Genomic DNA, 19024 nt, shown 5'->3' with positions numbered 1-19024 from the left:
CGGATGGCAAGGGCCGTCGCCCGGAGGCGCTCACCACGGCGGCCTCAGCCGGTCTTCGGACCGGCCGAGGCCGCCGCGCACCGTCAGAGCAGGGTCAGCGCAGGGGGAGGAGAGGACGCGATGGCGTCCGCCGGGGAGCCTCCCCAGATCGGTCTCGTGTGGTCGCCGAGCCGGTCATTCCTGCGGTGCCTCTCCGACCGTCACATCGAAGGTGGCCGTCGTCGGCAGGCTCGCCTGATCTCCGGCCCACTCGACGCGATACGAGTACTCGCCCGCCTCGGTGGGTGTATCCGTGAAGGTGAATCTTCCGTCGAAGATGACCATGCGTGGGTGCGGCAGCTCGGTGACCACGGTGCCCTCGCTGTTGATTACCGTGCGTAGGACTTTCAACGGGATGGTGGAACCCATGGGCTGACCACCCTGGAAAAGCGCACCGCTCACCTTGAGCTGTGTGCCGACGGTGCCCGTCTCCGGTCCGGACAGGGTGATCGACGACTCTGCCTTGACCAAGGTGACGGTCGCCGAAGCGGTGCTCCAGTGCACGGTCGGGCTGCCGTTCCAGATCACGTCGTATCTGATCACCCCTGCGCTTCTCGGCCCGTCTGTGAAGGTGAACGTGCCGTCCTCCGCGGTCGTCACTTCGCGGGTGATTTCGGCGCTGTCGTTCACGTGGCGGGTCACCACGAGCGGCTGCTCACCCGGAGCCGACCCGTCGGGCATCGTGAGCCGGCCGGTCAGGGTGAGGACGTCGGCCCCGGTCCCGGTGGACGGAGCCGTCAGGGTCAGCGTGGACTCCGGGAGCGCGCCGGTTTCCAGCCGCCACAGGTGCAGATGGTGAGTAGCCAGGTCCTTCCACAGGGCGAAGAGGTCGTCACCCGAGAACGTGAGACTCTGCAGGTCCATAAAAGCGCCATGGTCCCTGAGCGTGCCGGTGTAGACCGGGGTCGTCGTCGCGCTGTCGTACACGGTCACGACCAGACCTGACTTGGTCCCGCGCCCGCCCGCGACGCGAGTTCCGTCCGGGCTGACCGCGACGACCGGCGCGTAGTAGCCGGAGGACGGATCCGGGCCGTAGGCGTGGACCTCTTGCAGACTGGTCGTGTCCCAGGCGAAGTATTCGGCCGAATTGAGGAATGCCGCGATGATGGTCGAACCGTCCGGTGTGATGGCGAGGTCTCCCAGGAAGCCCGCGTGGTAGTCGTGGCCGTCGATGATGCCGCGCAGGGTGGTATGGAACGCGTTCACGTCGTACACGCTCAGGGTGGCCGGGGAGAGCGCATCGCCGACCACCAGAGTATTTCCGGCGGCGGCGACCTTGGGGCTGGCATAGGTGGCTGCCACCCGGATCAGCCGTGATCGGTGTCCGGACGCCATGTCGATGCCGACGACACCGCCATCCCATTGGTCGCATCCGTATCCCACCCAGAGCCATCTGCCCGACAACGCCAAGTTCGTCGGGCATGGGTATTCGGCCAGGCTGATCTCCCGGGTGGTGTCGAGAGTGGCGGTGTCGAGCTCCATAATCTCGTTCAAATCGCGTAGCGCCACGTACAACCGTGTGCCGTCCGGTGTGATGGCAAGGCCCTGAATGCCGGGCAGGCTGAAGCCGGCGTTGCGCGTGCCGTTGGCGTTGACGACGAGGAGTTGGTCGTCCCCGGCGATGAAGGCCTTTCCTCCGCCCGCGACCACGTCACCGCCGCTCGTGATGCCCAGGTCGGTCGTGATGCCGGCGGCCGAGGCGGCCGGTGCCTGCACGACGAAAAGGCCGGCGGTCACCGCCAAAGCGGTTGCGAGGCAGGCCAGCAGCCGGGTGATTGACGACTTATGGAATCCGCCGCTCTCTTCGCGGGGCGACGAGCGCCCAGAAATTCCTGATTCCGATGTGCTGGAACGACTGGGACGTTTCGGAGGGAAAGTGATGATCACGAAAGTGATCTAGTCATGTCCATCCCGATCACGTCAAGGCGATTTCGCCTCGTACGCAGGCGTATTCGTGCGTTTACGACCCGCCGGGCGTATCCATTTCAGGGATGGCCGTTTGGGAGAGCACGTCGAGGATGCGTCGGGGCGTGTCCACAACGGCGATGAGGCCGGGATCGACGAACTCGGCCGCGTCGCCGAAACCCCAGGTGACGGCGATGCTCCGCACCCGGCAGGCGGCCGCGCCGGCGACGTCCTCCATGCGGTCGCCGATCATGACGGCGGCCTCGGGTGGAGCGCCGAGGACGTCGAGCGCGTGCCGGATGACGTCGGCCTTGTGCCGTCGTGACCCGTCGAGCGTCGCACCGGCGACGTACGTGAAGAAGCCGTCGAGCCCGAAGTGCACAAGGATCTTCTCGGCGTAGACGGCCGGTTTCGAGGTCGCCACCGCCAGGGTCCAGCCGCCGGCGACGAGCGCCTCCAGCACGGCGGGGATTCCCTCGATGACCTCGTTCTCGTACATCCCGTCGGTGTAGCGCTCCCGGTAGGCGCGCACCGCGTCGTCGACACGCTCCGGCGGCACGCCGAGCATGAGGAAGCCTTCCTGGAGGGGAGGGCCGATCATGGCGCGGAGCCGCTCGTGCTCCGCCTCCGGGACCCCGACGGCGGAAAGGGCGTGCCGCAGCGAGGCGACGATGCCGGTCTCGGGGTCGGTCAGCGTGCCGTCGAGGTCGAAGAGGCAGTAGCGGGTCACGGCCGTCCGTTCGGGGTCGGTGGTCAGGCGAGCACGGCGTCGAGCAGCAAGGATCCGGCGCCGAGCAGGGCGGCGTCGGGTCCCGACCGCGTGGTGGAGATCTCCAGGTCGCGGGTGGCCAGCGGCAGGCACCGCTCGTACACGGCCGCGCGGATCGACGCGATCAGCGGCTCGGCCGGCGACAGGCTGCCGCCGACCACGATCGCGTCGGGGTTGATGAAGTTGACCAGCACGGTCAGCACCTCGCCGATGAGCCGCCCGGCGTTGCGGACGAGGGCGGTGGCCTCGGGCACCCCGTCCTCGACCAGCGCGACGACGTCGGACGGCCGCCGCACCTCGATGCCCTGCTCGTTGAGCACGCTCATGAGGGCCGCACCGCTGGCGTAGGCCTCAAGGCAGTCGTCGTGCCCGCAGGAGCAGGTGACCGACGAGTCGCTCCTGACCCGCACGTGGCTGATGTCGCCGGCGGCGCCCCGCCCCCGATGGAGGGTGCCGTTCACGATCACGCCGCAGCCGATGCCGCTGCCGGCCTTGAGCACCATCAGCGTCTCGCACTTCGGCCACGCCCTGGCCTCGCCGGCCGCCATGAGGTTGGCGTCGTTCTCCACGAGCACCGGCAGGTCGAAGTGCGCGCCGAGGCGCTCGGCGACGGGGAAGTTGTTCCAGCCGGGCATGCGCGAGGGTGCGACGACCCGGCCGGTCGCCGGGTCCACGGGACCGGGGATGCCCGTGCCGACCCCGCGCAGCGGGACCCCGGGCGGGCCGTGCGCGGCCAGCAGGTCCTCGAACGCGGCGGCCATCCAGTCGATGGTCGCCTCGGGGCCGTCCGCGATCTCGCAGGGGCGCTCCTCGACCACCAGCGGGGTGCCGCTGAGGTCGAGGAGGCCGAGGCGCGCGTGGTGGGCGCCCAGGTCGGCGACCGCGAGCAGTCCCGCGCTGGGGCTGAGCCGCAGCCGGCGTGGGCGCCGGCCGCCGCGGGAGGTGCCCGCGCCCTCCTCCACCAGCAGCCCGCTGCCGATCAGCTCTTCGACGCGCAACGAGACGCTGGAGGCCGCCAGGCCGGACAGGCGGGCGAGTTCCGCCCGCGACTCGGCGTGGCCGGCGGCGACGAGGCGCAGGAGGTCGCCCTGCGCCCCCCGCACCGGCAACCTCTCTTTGCCTGGCATAGGGGTAAGAGATACCACGGTGTGACTTTGTCCGCCAACGCGTTGACTTCGCCCAGAATCATCCATTACGGTCCGCCATAACTTCGATTTCGAAGGAAGATGGCGATGATTCGGGTACGAGGCCTCAACAAGTGGTTCGGTGACCACCACGTGCTGCACGACGTCGATCTCGACGTGGCGCGCGGCGAGGTCGTGGTGGTGATCGGGCCCTCCGGGTCCGGCAAGTCGACGCTGTGCCGGTGCCTCAACCGGCTGGAGGCGGCCGACTCGGGCGAGGTCCTCGTGGACGGCGTCCCCGTGCCTGCCGAGGGCCGCGCGCTGGCCCGGCTGCGGGCCGACGTGGGGATGGTCTTCCAGAACTTCAACCTCTTCCAGCACAAGACCGTGCTGGAGAACGTGATGCTCGCGCCGATGAAGGTGCGCGGTGTGAGCCGCGCCGAGGCCGAGCGGACCGCCCACGAGCTGCTGGCCAGGGTGGGCATCGCCGAGCAGGCGGGCAAGCAGCCCGCCCGGCTGTCGGGCGGTCAGCAGCAGCGCGCGGCCATCGCCCGCGCGCTGGCCATGCGGCCGAAGGTCATGCTCTTCGACGAGCCCACCTCGGCGCTCGACCCGGAGATGGTCGGCGAGGTCATCGACGTGATGACGGGCCTGGCCGCCGACGGCATGACCATGGTCGTCGTCACCCACGAGATGGGCTTCGCGCGCCGCGCGGCCGACCGCGTGGTCTTCATGGACGGCGGCCGGATCGTCGAGACGGGGGAGCCGAACGCCTTCTTCGACTCCCCTCGGACCGATCGGGCCAGGGACTTCCTGGCCAAGGTACTCACGCACTGATCGCAAAGGATGGTGGACCCCGATGGTGTCCATTAAGCGGGTGGCCGCTGTCGCCGCCGTGGCGATGGCCGGCCTGACGGCCTGTGCCGGGACGGACTCGGCGAGCTCCGCCGTGCCGGGCGCGGCCCCGAGTGAGGGCGGCGGGAGCGGCGTGATCGCCAAGGCTCCGGTGGCCGCCGCCGCGGACATCCTGCCCGGCTCGACGATGGAGAAGATCAAGCAGCGCGGCGAGCTCATCGTCGGCGGCTCGCTCGACGCGCCGCTGCTGTCCCAGCAGAACCCGGCCACCGGCGAGGTGGAGGGCTTCGACGCCGACCTCGGCAAGGCGCTGGCCAAGTACATCATCGGGCAGCCGAAGGTCAAGATCGTCAACTCGGCGTCCGAGACCCGCGAGGCGCTGCTGAGCAACGGCACCGTCGACGTGGTCTTCCAGACCTACACGATCACGCCGGAGCGGGCCGAGCAGGTCGCCTTCGCCGGGCCCTACTACTCCTCGGGCCTGTCCATCGCGGTCAAGAAGGGCACGACGGGGATCTCCTCGCCGCAGGACCTGAACGGCAAGACCGTCATCGCCGGGGCCAACACCCCCGCGATCCCCGAGATCAAGAAGCTCGCTCCGCAGGCGAAGATCATCACCTTCGGCGGCGACCCCGAGTGCGTCCAGGCGCTCAAGCAGGACCGCGGCGTGGCCTACGTGCAGGACGAGACGCTGCTCGTCGCCGACGCCAAGAAGGACCCCGAGCTGGAGATCGTCACCAAGCCGTTCACCCAGGACCCGTACGGCATCGGGCTCAAGCACGGCGACGACCAGTTCAAGTCGTTCGTCAACGACTGGCTGAAGAAGATCCAGGCCGACGGCGTCTGGCAGGACATCTGGAAGAACTCCCTCGGCACGGTCGTGCAGGGTGAGGCCCCCACGCCGCCCGAGATCGGCTCGGTGCCGGGTTCCTGATGTCGGCACTGCTTGATCACCTGCCCGAGTTCTGGCAGGGGCTGGTCGTGACCCTCCAGATGACCGCGGCGTCCTTCGTGGGCGCCGCGGTCGTGGGGCTCGTGATCGTGGCGATGCGGGTCGGGCCGGTCCCGGTGCTGCGCGCGGTCGCGACGGTCTACGTCGAGACCCTGCAGAACCTCCCGCTGCTCGTGCTGCTCGTGCTCGCGGTCTTCGGCCTGCCCGAGATCGGGCTCAAGGCCGGCCTGACCACCACGGCCATCGTGGTGATCGCGCTGTACGAGGGCGCCTACATCGCCGAGGCCCTCCGTTCGGGCGTCAACGCGATCTCCGCCGGTCAGGGCGAGGCGGCCCGCGCCCTGGGGCTGACGTTCGGCCAGTCGCTGCGCCACGTCGTGCTGCCCCAGGCGCTGCGGACCGTCGTGCAGCCGATCGGCAACATCTTCATCGCGCTCACGATGAACACCTCGCTCGCGGCGGCCGTGGGCGTGGTCGAGCTGACCGCCGCCGCCAACCGGGTGAACCTGCTGGAGGCGCAGCCCATCCCGATCTTCGTGGGGGCGGGCCTGGCGTACGCCGCGATCGCCGCCTGCGCCGGGTTCGTGACCGGGCGGCTCGAACGGCGGCTGGCGGTGGCGCGATGAGCAACCTGCTGTTCGACGAGCCGGGCCCGCGCGCCCGCCGTCGCATCCGCCTCGCCACCATCGCGGGCGTGCTGGTGCTGCTCGCCCTGCTGGCCCTGGCCCTGCGCCAGTTCGCCGCCAACGGGCAGCTCGCCGCCGAGCGCTGGCAGCCGTACGCGACCTGGCCGATGTGGCGCTACCTGCTCGGCGGGCTGTGGTCCACCGCGCTGGCCGCCGTCGTGGCCGCCGCGCTCTCGATGGCGGCCGGGATCGCCCTCGCGCTCGGACGGCTGTCGCGGCGCCGGGCGATCCGCCTGCCGTCCGCCGCGTACGTCGAGGCCGTGCGGACCATCCCGGCCCTGCTGCTGGTCTACCTCGTGCTGTTCGCGCTGCCGAGATATGGCCTCGACCTGCCGCTGTTCTGGAAGCTCGTGGTGCCGCTCTCCGTGTCGAACGCGGCGCTGTTCGCCGAGGTCTTCCGGGCCGGGATCATGTCCGTGGAACGGGGACAGGGCGAGGCCGCCCTCGCCCTCGGGCTCACCCAGGGGCAGTCGATGCGCCTGGTCGTGCTGCCGCAGGCGGCCCGCCGGGTGCTGCCCTCGCTGGTCAGCCAGTCGGTCGGCCTGCTGAAGGACACCTCGCTCGGGTTCGTCGTCAGCTACGCCGAGCTGCTCTACAGCGGCAAGGTCCTGGCCAACTACAACGGCCTGCTCATCCAGACGTACATCGTCGTCGCGCTGGTCTACCTCGTGGTCAACGCGTCGCTGTCCGCGCTCGCCCGCTCCCTCGACCGCTCCGTGGCGGGCGGGGGCGGCCCGCGCAGGAGGAAGATCACTCGTGTCCCTCGCTGAATACGCCCCGCTCGCGGAGGTCGTGCGGTCCGGTTTCGTGGAGAGCGTCCACTTCGGCAGCGTGGTCGCGCTGTCGGCGGGCGGCGAGGTCGCCGTGGCGCGCGGCTCGGTGGACGCGCCGGTGCTGCCGCGCTCGTCGGCCAAGCCGTTCCAGGCTCTCGCCTGCCTGCTCGCCGGGGCCCACCTGCAGGGCCCCGCGCTCGCCATCGCCGCCGGCAGCCACACGGGGGAGGACTTCCACGTGCGGCTCGTTGCAGAGATGCTCGCCGAGGCCGGGCTCGGCTTCGACGACCTGCGCTGCCCGCCCGACTGGCCGGAGGACGAGGACACCCGGCAGGCCCTGATCCGGGCCGGTCTCGGACCGTCGCGGGAGCGGATGAACTGCTCCGGCAAGCACGCCGCGATGCTCGCCGCCGCCGTCGCCGCGGGCGCGCCTGCCGACGGCTACCTCGACCCCGGCCACCCCGTGCAGGAACGGGTCAGGTCGGTCGTGGAGGAGCTGTCGGGGGAGAAGGCCGCCCACGTCGCCGTCGACGGCTGCGGCGCCCCGCTGTTCGGGATCTCCCTGACCGGCCTGGCCCGCGCCGTACGCGCCATGGCCGTGTCCCCGCAGGGCACGCCGCCGCGCGCGGTCGCCGACGCCATGCGGGCCCACCCGGAGTACGTCGGCGGGACCGGCCACCTGAACACCCGCCTGATGCGGGCGCTGCCCGGCGCCGTGGTGAAGGGCGGCGCCGAGGGGGTGCTGGTCGTGGCGCTCGCCTCCGGGCACGCGGCGGCCGTCAAGGCGATCGACGGCGGCCCCCGGGCGACGACCGCGATCGCGCTCGCCGCGCTGCGGGCCGCGGGCGCCGACGTCTCGGCGGCGGCCGAGTTCACGACCGTCCCGGTGCTGGGCGGGGGAGTCCCCGTCGGCGAGATCAGTGCTGTTTTCTGAGCGGCCGCTTTCCGCGCGGCGGCTTTCGTGATGGGGGAGAGATGAGCCTGACGTACGAGATCTGCATCGACAGCACGGCCGGGGCGCTGGCCGCCGAGCGTGCGGGCGCGCACCGCGTGGAGCTGTGCGCCGCGCTGTTCGAGGGCGGCCTGACGCCCACCCTGGGCACGGTCGAGGCCACGCTCGCGGCCGTCTCGGCGATCCGGGTCCACGTGATCATCCGCCCGCGCGGCGGCGACTTCGTCTACGACGAGCACGAGGTCGCGGCCATGGTCCGCGACGTGGCGGCGGTGCGCGACGCCGGGGCGCAGGGCGTGGTGATCGGCGTGCTAACCCCGGAGGGGGAGGTGGACGTCGAGGTGGCCAAGCGGCTGATCGACGCCGCAGGCGGGCTCTCGGTCACCTTCCACCGGGCCTTCGACATGACGGCCGACCCGTTCGCCGCGCTGGAGACCCTCGCCGGCCTGGGGATCGACCGGGTGCTCACCTCCGGCCAGGACAGCTCGGCCCTGGAGGGCGCGCCGCTGATCGCCGAGCTGGTGCGGCGGGCGGGCGACCGGCTGGGCGTCATGCCGGGGGGCGGCATCACCCCGCGCAACGTGAGCCGGGTGGTCGAGGCGACCGGGGCCGGGGAGGTCCACTTCGCCGCCCTGGTGGACGAGCCCAGCCCGGCCGTCCACCGCAACCCGTACCCCTTCATGGGCGGTGAGCTGCGCCAGCCCGAGTACGTCCGCCGGGTCACCTCGCCCGCGCTGGTCGCCGAGGTGATCGCCGCCACGCGCGGCTGAAGCCGGAGCCGTGATCGCGCGGCCGAAGCCGGGCCGTGACGCGGTGACCCGCGGGCAGGAGGGGTAAATCCTGGGCGGGGGGTGATGGCCGATGGGCACGCCGGAGCGCAGCCGGCCCCATCCGGGGCCCGAGGAGGGCGTGCGGCACGGCCGGTTGTCCGCCCGCCCGGTGGCCGTCGCACGGACGGCCTCCCCTCTGGAGCCGGGGGTGCACCGCCTGGACGGGCGCGCCCTGTTCGCCGTGCCGCCCTCCCCGGCGGCCGGGCCGTCCCCGCTCGCCGTCGTGCTGCACGGCGCGGGCGGCACGGCGGAGGAGGCGCTGGAGTGGCTGCTTCCCCACGCGTCGGAGCTCGGCGTGCTGCTGCTCGCGCCGCAGGCCGTCTCCGCCACCTGGGACGTCATCGTCGGCGGATACGGCGCGGACGTCTCCAGGATCGACGCCGCGCTGGAGGAGGCGTTCGCCCGTGCGCCGGTCGCGGTCGGCAAGGTGGCCGTGGCCGGTTTCTCCGACGGCGCCTCCTACGCCCTGTCGCTGGGGCCGGCCAACGGCGACCTGTTCGGGGCCGTGCTCGCGTTCTCCCCGGGGTTCATGGTGCCGATGATCCGGCACGGCCGTCCCCGGATCTTCGTCTCGCACGGCGTCTCCGACCGCGTGCTGCCGATCGGCGAATGCAGCAGGCGGCTCGTCCCCGAGCTGCGGGAGAGCGGCTACGAGGTGACGTACGAGGAGTTCCGCGGCGGGCACCAGGTGCCGCCGGAGATCGCGGCCGCGGCCGTCCGCTGGTGGACCGGAGGTTCACAGCCCTAATTCTATGTAGGTAAAGTGGGTTTTAGGCTATGATGCGGCCATGGGAGCATTGCTCGATCTCGTGCAACTGCGAACTTTCGTGGCCATCGCCGAGTGCGGCGGCTTCGGGCGGGCCGCATCCGCCCTGCGGACCAGTCAGCCGACGGTAAGCCAGCATGTCCGGTCGCTGGAACGCGTCATCGGGCAGCCTCTGGTCGAGCGGACCGGCCGGTCGACCCGCTTCACGCTCGCGGGCGAGGCGCTGCTGGTTGAGGCGCGGCGGCTGCTCGCCGTGCACGACGAGGCGATGGGCCGCCTCGGCGCCGAGCGCCGGGCCGCCCTGAGCGTGGGCGCGGTCGAGCACGCGGGATGCGGGGCGCTGCCCGACCTCCTGGGCGCCCTGATGGCCGCGCTCCCGGCGCAGGACGTCGTGTTCCGGCTGGACCGCAGCACCACGCTGGCGGAGGCCACCATGCGCGGCACGCTCGACATGGCGCTGATCCTCGGTGTGGTGCCGAATGCCGGAGGCAGGCAGGTCGCCACGCTGCCGCTGCGCTGGCTCGGCGCCCCGGGCTGGTTCCTCCCGCAGCCGGACCGCCCGGTGCCGCTGGTCGCCTTCCAGGAGCCGTGCTCGCTCCGCGCGCAGGCCGTACGCGTGCTGGAGCGTCTCGGCTGGTCCGTACGCATCACGACGGAGGCCACCAACCTCGAAGGGGTGCTGGCGGCGGCCCGCGCGCGCCTCGGCCTCGCCCTGCTGCCCACCGCGTACGGCGTTCCGGACGGCCTGGAGGAGATCGCGCCGCTTCCCCGGCAGGAGGCCATCGGGCTGCGCCTGGTGAGCCGGCAGGGGCTGGACCCGGCGATCGGGGAGCGGGCGGGCGAGGCCCTCGAAGCGTTCTTCTCGTCCGTCACGCGTTTGTCCGGATCGCGTTCCGAACAGGTTTCCATTGGAAATTCGAATTGATATCGATCGGCGTTTACAATCGGTCGCGATAATGATGCTTTCATATTGACCGGCCCGCTCGGATATGGTGTGATCTAGCCGCCGCTCGAAAATTCGATTTCGCTGGCGGTCGTTTTCCGGGTCTCCGGGGTTCGGGCCGGCCAATGCGGAGGGCCTGTACGAAGGGCCGGTGCAGAGGCCGGCGCGGAGGGCGAGTGCGGCGGGATGGTGCGGTCCCGCCGCACCACCCCGTCTCCGGCGCTTCCGCACGCCCGTATCCCCGTGGTGTCCCCTTGTGCCCCATTGCGCGACAGAGAAGGTTCCGCCATGTCACTGAGCGACGACACCGCCACCCGCGTCGACGACGGGCCGGTCAGGAAGAGGCGCAGCCTGCGCTCCAGACGCCCGGCCGTCCTGGGGGCGGTCCTGGCGGTGATCGCCGTCGCCGCAGTCGTCCTGGTCGTCTCGGCAGGCGGCGGGGACGAGCGGCCGGCCGTCCGGGCCGCGGGCGGAGGCCCGGTGGCAGGCGGCACCCTCACCTACGCCCTGGCCGGCACGCAGGTGTCGCTCGACCCGGCCGTCGCGGCCACCGCGGTGACCGGCCTGATCGACCGCAACATCTTCGACTCGCTGGTCGCGCAGACCGGTCCGGACACCTTCGCGCCCTGGCTCGCCACCAAGTGGACCGTGTCCGGCGACGGGAAGACCTACACGTTCACGCTCAGGGAGGGCGTCACCTTCCACGACGGCACGCCGTTCACCGCCGAGGCCGTGAAGGCGAGCCTCGACCACGTCGTGGACCCGGCGACCAAGTCGGCCTACGCCGCCTCGCTGATCGCGCCGTACGAGAAGTCGCGGGTGGTGAGCGACCATGTCGTCGAGGTGACGCTGAAGCGGCCGTTCACCCCGTTCCTGCAGGCGCTGTCGGTGCCGTACCTGGGCATCCAGAGTCCGGCGGCGCTCGCGAAGCCCGTCGCGGACTACCGGCCGGTCGGCACCGGACCGTTCTCCTACGTCTCCTGGGAGAAGGACAAGCGCGTCACGCTGCGCAAGAACGCCGGTTATGCCTCGCCCCCCGCCGGCGCGTCCCATGAGGGCGCGGCCTACCTCGACACCCTGGTGTTCGAGTTCGTCCCCGAGGACGCCACCCGGTGGGGCGCCCTCACGAGCGGGCAGGTGCAGGCGATCGCCGGCGTCCCTCCGGTGAACGCGGGAAAGCTGCGGTCCCTCCCCGGGTTCGCGCTGAATTCCCAGGAGACGCCGGGCCTGAATTACAACCTCTATCTGAACCAGACCCGCGGGCCGCTGCGGGACGTGCGGGTGCGGCGCGCCCTTTCGGCCGCCGTGAACGTCGAGGAACTCGTGCGCAACATTTATTTCGGGCATTTCCCGGTCGCGCGCAATCCGCTCAGCCGCACCACCGCGTCGTACGACCCGACGGCCGAGAGCGAACTGGCGTCGTACGACCCGGACGCGGCGAGGCGGCTGCTCGACGAGGCGGGCTGGACGAAGACGGACGCCGACGGCTACCGCGTCAAGGACGGCAAGACCCTCACCCTCGTCTGGCCCTACTGGGCGGAGGGCAACAAGGAGCAGCGCGACGTTCTCGCCGAGGGCATCCAGGCGCAGGCCAAGCAGGTCGGCATCAAGATCGAACGGCCGGCCGTGGACACCGGGGCCTTCGTCGCCAAGTACCTCATCGGGGGCGGCTACGACCTGGTGGACGTCAGCTTCGCCCGGCCCACGCCCGACGTGCTGCGCTTCGCGTTCGCCTCGGGCAACACCTACGCCAAGGCCGGCGGCAACGTCGCGCTGGTGGACTCGCCGCAGATCGACAGGTGGGTGGAGGAGGCGGCGGAGACATCCGACCCGGCCACGGCGGACAAGGATTACGCCGCCGTGCAGCGCGAGGTGCTCCGGCAGGCGTACGTGCTGCCGCTCTACACTCCCGTGCAGCTCACCGCCTTCTCGGCGAAGGTGCGCGGCGTCGCCTTCGACGCCCAGACCTACCCGGTCTTCCACGGCGCCTGGCTGGGGGACTGATCCCGGTGGCTCCGCTGGCCATCCGGCTGGCCCGCAGGCTGGCGCTGACCCTGTTCGTGCTGTGGGGCGCGGCGACGCTGGCCTTCGCCGGCATGCGGCTGGTGCCGGGCGACCCCGCCCGGATCATCGCGGGCGGGGTCCAGGCCAACGCCACTCCCGAGGTGCTCGACGCCATCCGCGACCAGTACGGCCTGCGCGAGCCGGTCGGCGTGCAGTACGTCCTGTTCCTCGGCCGCCTCCTGCGTGCCGACCTCGGCGGCTCCTACCAGCTCGGCCGGCCGGTGAGCAGCGTGATCGGCGAGCAGCTCGGCTCCACCCTGTCGCTCGCGACGGGGGCGGCGGTCCTCGGCTTCTGCCTCGCGGTCGCGCTGGCCCTGCTCACGGCCGGCAGGCCGCGCGCACGGGCGATCTCCCGGGTCCTGGAGTTCTGCTCGATCTCGACGCCGAACTTCTGGATCGGCATCCTGCTGCTGGCCGCCTTCTCCTTCCGCCTGCGCTGGTTCCCCGTGCTCGGCGACGAGGGAGCGGCCGCGCTGGTGCTTCCGTGCGCGGCGCTCGCGCTGCCCATCGCCGGCGTGCTGGCCCAGGTGACCAGGGAGGGGCTCGAACGCGCTCTCGACCAGCCGTTCGCCCTGACCGCCAGGTCGAGGGGCGCCACCGAGAACCGCATCCGCGCGCGCCATGCGCTGCGGCACGCCGCGCTGCCGGTGCTCACGCTCTCCGGCTGGGTGCTCGGCGAGCTCCTCGCCGGGACCGTCGTCGTGGAGACCGTCTTCGCCCGCCAGGGCCTCGGCCACGTCGTGGTGGCGGCGGTGCGCGGCCGGGACTTTCCCGTCGTGACCGGCGTGGTCGTGCTCTCCGCGCTCACGTTCTCGCTGATCAACATCGGGCTCGACCTGCTCTACGGGCTGGTCGACCCCCGCGTCCGGGAGGCCGCCGCATGACCGCCCCGGCCTCGTACGGCCCGGCGGCGCTCCCGCGCCTGCGGGTGGGGGCCGCGCACGCCGGCGTGGCGCTGGCCGCCGCGTTCTTCGCGCTCGTCTGCCTCGCCGCTCTCGCCCCCGGCCTGTTCGCCCACGGCCCTGACCAGGTGAACCCGGCCCTCGCGCTGCGCGACCCGATGCCGGGCCACCCGCTCGGCACCGACCAGCTCGGCCGCGACGTGCTGGCCCGGCTGGTCTTCGGTGCCCGGCCGTCGCTGCTGGTCGGCGTCGGCTCGACGCTGCTGGCCGGGCTCGCCGGCTCCGCCTGGGGCCTGCTGGCGGCGCTGGGCGGCCGCCTCGTGGGCGAGGCGGCCATGCGGCTGGCCGACGTGCTGCTGTCGTTCCCGGCCATCCTGATGGCCCTGCTCGTCGTGGCCGTCCTCGGGCCGGGCACACGCAACGCCGTCCTGGCCATCACGGTGGCGCTCGCGCCGGGCTTCGCCCGAGTCGTCCGCGCGCAGGCGCTCGTGGTCCGCGGCTCGGCGTACGTGCGGGCCGCGGTCAACCTGGGGCTGACGCCGGGGAGGATCCTGCTGCGGCACATCGCGCCCAACGTCGTCGCGCCGCTGCTGATCCTGGCCACGATCAACGTGGGCACCGCGCTCATCGCCGGTGCCTCGCTGAGCTTCCTCGGGCTAGGTCCGCAGCCGCCCGCCCCCGAGTGGGGGGCGATGCTCGCGCAGGCACGCGACTACCTCGACGCGAGCTGGACCCTGGCCCTGTTCCCGGGGGCCGCCATCACGCTGACCGTCATGTCCGCCACCGTCGTGGGGCGGGCCCTGCAGGCCCGTTACGAAGGGCGGGAGGCCGGATGACCGAGGCACCCCTGCTGGAGGTCGCCGGGCTGTCGGTGGACTTCGCCACCCGGCGCGGCGTGGTCCGGGCCGTACGCGACGTCGACCTGTCCCTGCGTGCGGGGGAGTGCCTCGCGGTCGTGGGCGAGTCGGGCTCGGGCAAGAGCGTCACCGCCCGGGCGCTGCTCGGTCTCGCCGGCACGGGCGCGCGGGTGCGGGCGCGGACGCTGTCCTTCGAGGGGCGCGACCTGCGCCGGCTGAGCGGCCGCGAGTGGCGGCGGCTGCGCGGGCGTCGCATCGGCTACGTCCTGCAGGACGCGCTGACCTCGCTCGACCCGCTTCGCCGGGTCGGGCACGAGGTGGCGGAGGCACTGGAGGTGCACGGCCTGGCGGACCGCGACGACCTCGACGACCAGGTGATCGGGCTGCTCGCGGAGGCGGGCGTGCCCGATCCCGACGTGCGGTTCCTGCAGTATCCGCACGAGCTGTCCGGCGGCCTGCGGCAACGGGCGCTGATCGCCTCCGCGATCGCCGCCCGGCCGTCGCTGCTGGTCGCGGACGAGCCCACCACGGCCCTCGACGTCACCGTGCAGGCGCAGGTGCTCGACCTGCTCAGGGCACGCGTGCGGGCGGGCACGGCGGTGCTGCTCATCAGCCACGACCTGGCGGTCGTGGCCCGGCTCGCCGACCAGGTCTCCGTCATCTACGCCGGGCTCGTCGTGGAACGGGGACCGGCGGACGCGCTGCTGCGGGCCCCCGCCCATCCCTACACCGCCGACCTGCTGGCCGCCGTGCCCGCCGTGGACGGTCCGGCGCGGGAGCTGCCCCTCGTCCGCACCGGCCCTCCCGCCGCCGGCGGCTGCCCGTACGCGCCGCGCTGCGCGCTGGCCGACGACCGCTGCCGTGCCGAGCCGCCGCCGCCCGTGCCGTACGGGCCGGGCCGGGAGGTCCGCTGCTTCCACGCGGACCGGGAACGGCCCGTCCCCGCTTCAGGTGCGGCGGCGGCGCCGCCCCGGGTGAAGGACCACGCGGTCGTCTCGGTGCGGGGGGTGACCAAGCGGTACCGCTCCCCGGGCGGCTCGTGGCGTACGGCGGTGGACGACGTCTCATTCGACCTGCGCGCGGGCGAGGCGCTGGGCCTGGTCGGCGAGTCGGGGTCGGGCAAGAGCACCACCGCACGGATCGTGCTTGCCGAGATCGCCCCCGACGCCGGAACCGTGCTGCTGGACGGCGAGGCGTGGAGCGTGCCGCGGGAGCGCGACCGGCGCGCCCGCCGCTCTCGTATCCAGCTCGTCGACCAGGACCCGCTCAGCTCGTTCGACCCGCGGTTCACGGTCGAGCGGGTCGTCGGGGAGGCGGTGCCGGGAAGGATGTCGCGCCGCCTGCGGCGCGACCGGGTCGCCGGGCTGCTCGCCGAGGTCGGACTGGACGACGCCCTGCTGGACCGGCGCCCCGCCCAGTTGAGCGGCGGCCAGCGGCAGCGGGTGGCGATCGCGCGGGCGCTCGCCCCGCGTCCCGAGGTGATCGTCTGCGACGAACCGGTCTCGGCGCTCGACGTCACCGTCCAGGCGCAGATCCTGGCCCTGCTCGCCCGGCTGCGGCGCGAGGCCGGGGTGGCGCTGCTGTTCATCTCCCACGACCTGGGCGTCGTCCGCCAGGTCTGCGACCGGGTGGCGGTGATGAAGGACGGCGCCCTGGTCGAGACCGGCGACGTCGCGGACGTCTTCCGCGCCCCGCGTGCCGCCTACACCGCCGAGCTGCTCGCCGCCGTCCCGAGGATCGACGTGGGGTGGACGACGGAACGAGCCGCACCCGCTATGAATCTGGAGGGCCTGCCATGACCTCACCCATCCCCGGCCCGCGCGTCGTCCTCGTGACCGGCGCCGGCTCGGGCATCGGCCGGGCGACCGCCGAGCTGTACGCCGAGCGCGGCGTCGCCGTGCTCGCCGTGGACCGCGACGAGCACGCGCTCAAGGAGCTCGCCACGCTCGACCGCGTGGTGACGCTGGCCGGCGACGTGTCCCTGGAGGAGACCAACGTGGCCGCGGTCGCGCTGGCGGAGCGGGAGTTCGGCCGGCTCGACGCGGTCGTGCTCAACGCCGGCATCGGCGGCACCCGGCCCTGGGAGTCGCCCGGCGCGGTGGAGGCCGCCGACCGCATCCTCGCCGTCAACCTCCGGGGTCCGATCCTGGGCATCTGGGCCGCCGCGCCCGCGCTGCGGGCGGCGGGAGGCGGTGCGATCGTCGTCACCGCCTCCGTCGCCGGACTGCGCGGCGACCCCGGCAACTGGGCCTACAACGCCTCGAAGGGCGCGGTGATCAATCTCGTCCGCGCCGCGGCCATCGACCACGCGCCCGACGGCATCCGGGTCAACGCACTCGCCCCCGGGCTCACCTGGACGCGGATCAACGCGGGCGTCCGCCAGGACCCGGTGCTCACCGCCGAGATCGAGCGCCGAGTGCCGCTTCAGCGGTTCGCCGAGCCCCGCGAGCAGGCCGAGGCCGTCTGGTTCCTCACCTCGCCCGCCGCGTCGTACGTCACCGGGACCACGCTGGTCGTCGACGGCGGTCTCGACGCGAGCCTCGGAATCCTCCCGCTGCCGGCCGTACGCCGGTGACCCTCGCACAGAGAAGGAGACCACTCATGAGCACGACGGAGACGAGCACCACGGAGATCAACCGCGCGGTGGCCAGACGCTTCTACGAGGAGGTCGTCTCGCAGGGCCGGCTCGATGTCCTCGACGAGATCGTCGCCGACGACGCGTCGGACGCGGCCGGGCCCGCCGGGGGCGACCTGGGGCGTGCCGGATTCGTCCAGCACATCACCTGGCTGCGCTCGGCGGTCGAGGGCGTGACCGCGACCGTGACGGACACCGTCGCCGAGGGCGACCGGGTCGTCGTCTACTGGACCATCGAGGGGGTCCAGCGCGGCGAGGTGTTCGGCGCCCCGCCGAGCGGACGCCGCTTCACCGGCCAGAGCATCAGCACGATCCGGTTCCGCGACGGGCGGATCGTCGAGTACGAGGTGCTCCCCGACCGGCTGGGCATCGTGCAGCAGCTCATCGGCTGAAGCCGGAAGTGGGTCGCGGGCGCTTCCCTTCCCGCGGGCGGGGAACGCGTCCAAGCCGGACACGACCGCCTCCTGTTCGCGTGGACCGCGGGCCGATCGGTGATTCAGCGATGACGAATATGGCGCGTTACGTCGCGTTGTAGGCCCAGACGCCCGGGTCGCCGGCCAGCCCCGACACCGACGCGGTCAGCACGATCGCGCCGCCGCCCCGGGCCGCGCAGGTTGACCGCGACCATGCGGTCGAACCGCTCCACCGCGCCGGGAGCCTCCAGCGGAGGCGTGCCGCCGATGCCCGCGTTGAGCACCACTGTGCCGAGGCTCCCGAAGCGATCGAGCGTGAGGCGGACGGCCGCCTCGTTGACGGCCTCCTCCGCCACATCCCCGGCCGGCGGCACGATCCCGGGGGTCCGCGCGAGGTCGGCCGGCGGCGGCTCGGCGAGGGCGACCGCGACCACGCCGTAGCCGCGCTCGGCGAACAGCTCCGCGACCGCCCGCCCGATGGCCGCCGCCGCACCGGTGACGACGGCCGCAGGCCGTGTCACGCCGCGGGCTCCTCGATTCTGAGCGTGCCGATCCAGGCGCGGATCGCCTCCGCGGTCGTGCCCGCGTGCTCCTCCAGCGTGGTGAAATGATCGCCGGGGATGTCGACGGCATCGTGCGGCACCGGCCAGTACGCCTTCCAGCGGGCCGGGTCGTCCGCCTCGATCGTGGTACCGCGCAGCGGCTCGACGGCACGCAGCAGCAGGATCGGGGCGTCCACCGGCTTCGGCTGCCAGCCGATGAACAACCGGTTGTAGACGCCCATCGTCGTCAGCCTCGTGTCGTGGAGCGTCATGTCGAACCGGTCGATGCGTTCGAGCATGCCGCCGATCATCGCGCCCTGCCACCAGCCCATGCCGTCCTGGGCGGAGGCGTCGATCGGGTAGCTGTCGATCAGCGCCAGCCCGGCCGGCCGCAGGCCCTGCTCCTCCAGGGCCACCGTGACGGCGTGCGCCACACAGCCGCCCATGGAGCGGCCCACGACGACGAACGGCTCGTCGCCCACGCATTCGCGCAGGCCCTCGACGTTCATCTGGATCAGCGTCTCCAGCGAGTCGGGCAGCGCGTCGTCCTCCCCGTCGGTGAATCCCGGGGACGGCACCACGTACACGTTCCGGTCGTCGCGGAAGGCCTGGCCGAACCGGGAGTACTCGTGCGGCCCGGAGATCGCGCTGAGCGCGGGGAAGCAGACCACGGAGACCCCGCCGGGTCCCGTCGCCAGCCTCACCGGCGGCAGCGCGTACCGGTCCCGGTCCTGCGCACCGAAGTGGCTCCGCGCGTGCGACGCCGCCACCAGCAGTTGTGCTGCCTCGTCGTGCTTGCCCGTCTCGTGCATCCGCCGGTGCAGGGCGGCCAGACCACCGCCGGACCCCGCGTCCGTACGGCGGGCCGGTCCGGCCGGGCCGCTCGCCAGGCCGGGCAGCTCCCGGTCGAGGTACGCCGCGATGGCGCGGGGGGTGGGGTGGTCGAAGGTGAGGGTGGCGGGGAGGCGGAGGGTGGTTGTGGTGGTGAGGCGGTTGCGGAGTTCGACGGCGGTGAGG

Annotated in this window: 19 protein-coding genes; 14 read left to right on the top strand and 5 right to left on the bottom strand. The window is 72.6% G+C overall.

Features of this window, described 5'->3' with window-relative positions; translation table 11 throughout:
- Positions 1-174: 174 nt before the first annotated feature.
- From FLV34_RS34175 to FLV34_RS34165, 3 genes are all read right to left on the bottom strand, one after another.
- Complete coding sequence (locus FLV34_RS34175) at positions 175-1926, bottom strand: YncE family protein (protein WP_147945069.1); 1752 nt, start codon at positions 1924-1926, stop codon at positions 175-177.
- Between the two features lie 73 nt (positions 1927-1999).
- The gene (locus FLV34_RS34170; RefSeq protein WP_168066617.1) at positions 2000-2674 is read right to left on the bottom strand and encodes an HAD hydrolase-like protein; all 675 of its coding nucleotides are present in this window, start codon (positions 2672-2674) and stop codon (positions 2000-2002) included.
- A 23-nt stretch (positions 2675-2697) separates the two neighbouring features.
- Complete coding sequence (locus FLV34_RS34165) at positions 2698-3840, bottom strand: ROK family protein (RefSeq protein WP_205831247.1); 1143 nt, start codon at positions 3838-3840, stop codon at positions 2698-2700.
- A 105-nt stretch (positions 3841-3945) separates the two neighbouring features.
- Here FLV34_RS34165 and FLV34_RS34160 point away from each other — a divergent pair, with 105 nt between their 5' ends.
- The 14 genes from FLV34_RS34160 (at position 3946) to FLV34_RS34095 (ending at position 17444) form a co-directional block, all read left to right on the top strand.
- Positions 3946-4674: an amino acid ABC transporter ATP-binding protein gene (locus FLV34_RS34160; protein ID WP_147945068.1), complete on the top strand. Its 729-nt coding sequence runs from the start codon at positions 3946-3948 to the stop codon at positions 4672-4674.
- A 22-nt stretch (positions 4675-4696) separates the two neighbouring features.
- Entirely contained in the window at positions 4697-5626 is a 930-nt protein-coding gene (locus FLV34_RS34155) for a glutamate ABC transporter substrate-binding protein (RefSeq protein ID WP_142652517.1), read from the top strand.
- Positions 5626-6270 carry an amino acid ABC transporter permease gene (locus tag FLV34_RS34150; protein ID WP_142652518.1) on the top strand — a complete coding sequence of 215 codons (645 nt, stop codon included), beginning with the start codon at positions 5626-5628 and terminating at the stop codon, positions 6268-6270. Before FLV34_RS34155 ends, FLV34_RS34150 begins: the two co-directional genes overlap by 1 nt.
- Complete coding sequence (locus FLV34_RS34145; protein ID WP_142652519.1) at positions 6267-7100, top strand: amino acid ABC transporter permease; 834 nt, start codon at positions 6267-6269, stop codon at positions 7098-7100. The genes FLV34_RS34150 and FLV34_RS34145 overlap by 4 nt, the downstream gene beginning before the upstream one ends.
- Positions 7087-8037 carry an asparaginase gene (locus FLV34_RS34140; protein ID WP_142652520.1) on the top strand — a complete coding sequence of 317 codons (951 nt, stop codon included), beginning with the start codon at positions 7087-7089 and terminating at the stop codon, positions 8035-8037. The genes FLV34_RS34145 and FLV34_RS34140 overlap by 14 nt, the downstream gene beginning before the upstream one ends.
- Positions 8038-8078: 41 nt before the next feature.
- The gene (locus tag FLV34_RS34135; RefSeq protein ID WP_147945067.1) at positions 8079-8825 is read left to right on the top strand and encodes a copper homeostasis protein CutC; all 747 of its coding nucleotides are present in this window, start codon (positions 8079-8081) and stop codon (positions 8823-8825) included.
- A 91-nt stretch (positions 8826-8916) separates the two neighbouring features.
- On the top strand, positions 8917-9633 hold the full coding sequence (locus FLV34_RS34130) for an alpha/beta hydrolase (protein WP_142652522.1): 717 nt from the start codon (positions 8917-8919) through the stop codon (positions 9631-9633).
- Between the two features lie 40 nt (positions 9634-9673).
- Positions 9674-10576, top strand: a complete 903-nt coding sequence (locus FLV34_RS34125) for a LysR family transcriptional regulator (protein ID WP_142652523.1) — start codon at positions 9674-9676, stop codon at positions 10574-10576.
- A 306-nt stretch (positions 10577-10882) separates the two neighbouring features.
- Positions 10883-12598 carry an ABC transporter substrate-binding protein gene (locus FLV34_RS34120; RefSeq protein WP_147945066.1) on the top strand — a complete coding sequence of 572 codons (1716 nt, stop codon included), beginning with the start codon at positions 10883-10885 and terminating at the stop codon, positions 12596-12598.
- Between the two features lie 5 nt (positions 12599-12603).
- A complete protein-coding gene (locus FLV34_RS34115; RefSeq protein ID WP_260617559.1) occupies positions 12604-13542 on the top strand; it encodes an ABC transporter permease in 939 nt (312 codons plus the stop codon).
- Entirely contained in the window at positions 13539-14396 is an 858-nt protein-coding gene (locus FLV34_RS34110; protein ID WP_147945065.1) for an ABC transporter permease, read from the top strand. The genes FLV34_RS34115 and FLV34_RS34110 overlap by 4 nt, the downstream gene beginning before the upstream one ends.
- Positions 14393-16216, top strand: a complete 1824-nt coding sequence (locus FLV34_RS42870; protein WP_147945064.1) for an ABC transporter ATP-binding protein — start codon at positions 14393-14395, stop codon at positions 16214-16216. The genes FLV34_RS34110 and FLV34_RS42870 overlap by 4 nt, the downstream gene beginning before the upstream one ends.
- Complete coding sequence (locus FLV34_RS34100; RefSeq protein ID WP_142652527.1) at positions 16213-16992, top strand: SDR family NAD(P)-dependent oxidoreductase; 780 nt, start codon at positions 16213-16215, stop codon at positions 16990-16992. The genes FLV34_RS42870 and FLV34_RS34100 overlap by 4 nt, the downstream gene beginning before the upstream one ends.
- A gap of 26 nt (positions 16993-17018) precedes the next feature.
- A complete protein-coding gene (locus FLV34_RS34095) occupies positions 17019-17444 on the top strand; it encodes an ester cyclase (RefSeq protein WP_142652528.1) in 426 nt (141 codons plus the stop codon).
- 104 nt (positions 17445-17548) lie between these two features.
- On the opposite strand, the gene FLV34_RS34090 is transcribed toward FLV34_RS34095, so the two are convergent.
- Both FLV34_RS34090 and FLV34_RS34085 read right to left on the bottom strand, forming a co-directional pair.
- Positions 17549-17986, bottom strand: coding sequence for an SDR family NAD(P)-dependent oxidoreductase (locus FLV34_RS34090; RefSeq protein ID WP_222709726.1), 438 nt, complete (start codon positions 17984-17986; stop codon positions 17549-17551).
- Positions 17983-19024 (bottom strand): thioesterase domain-containing protein (locus FLV34_RS34085; RefSeq protein ID WP_147945063.1); only part of this gene is annotated, 1042 nt, incomplete at its 5' end. The genes FLV34_RS34090 and FLV34_RS34085, both read right to left, overlap by 4 nt.

Origin of the sequence: Microbispora sp. CSR-4 (genome assembly GCF_008033685.1) — a bacterium.
In the GTDB taxonomy this organism is placed as follows: domain Bacteria; phylum Actinomycetota; class Actinomycetes; order Streptosporangiales; family Streptosporangiaceae; genus Microbispora.
Note: the sequence above shows the minus strand (reverse complement) of the source record. Positions and strands in the feature narration are given on the sequence as shown.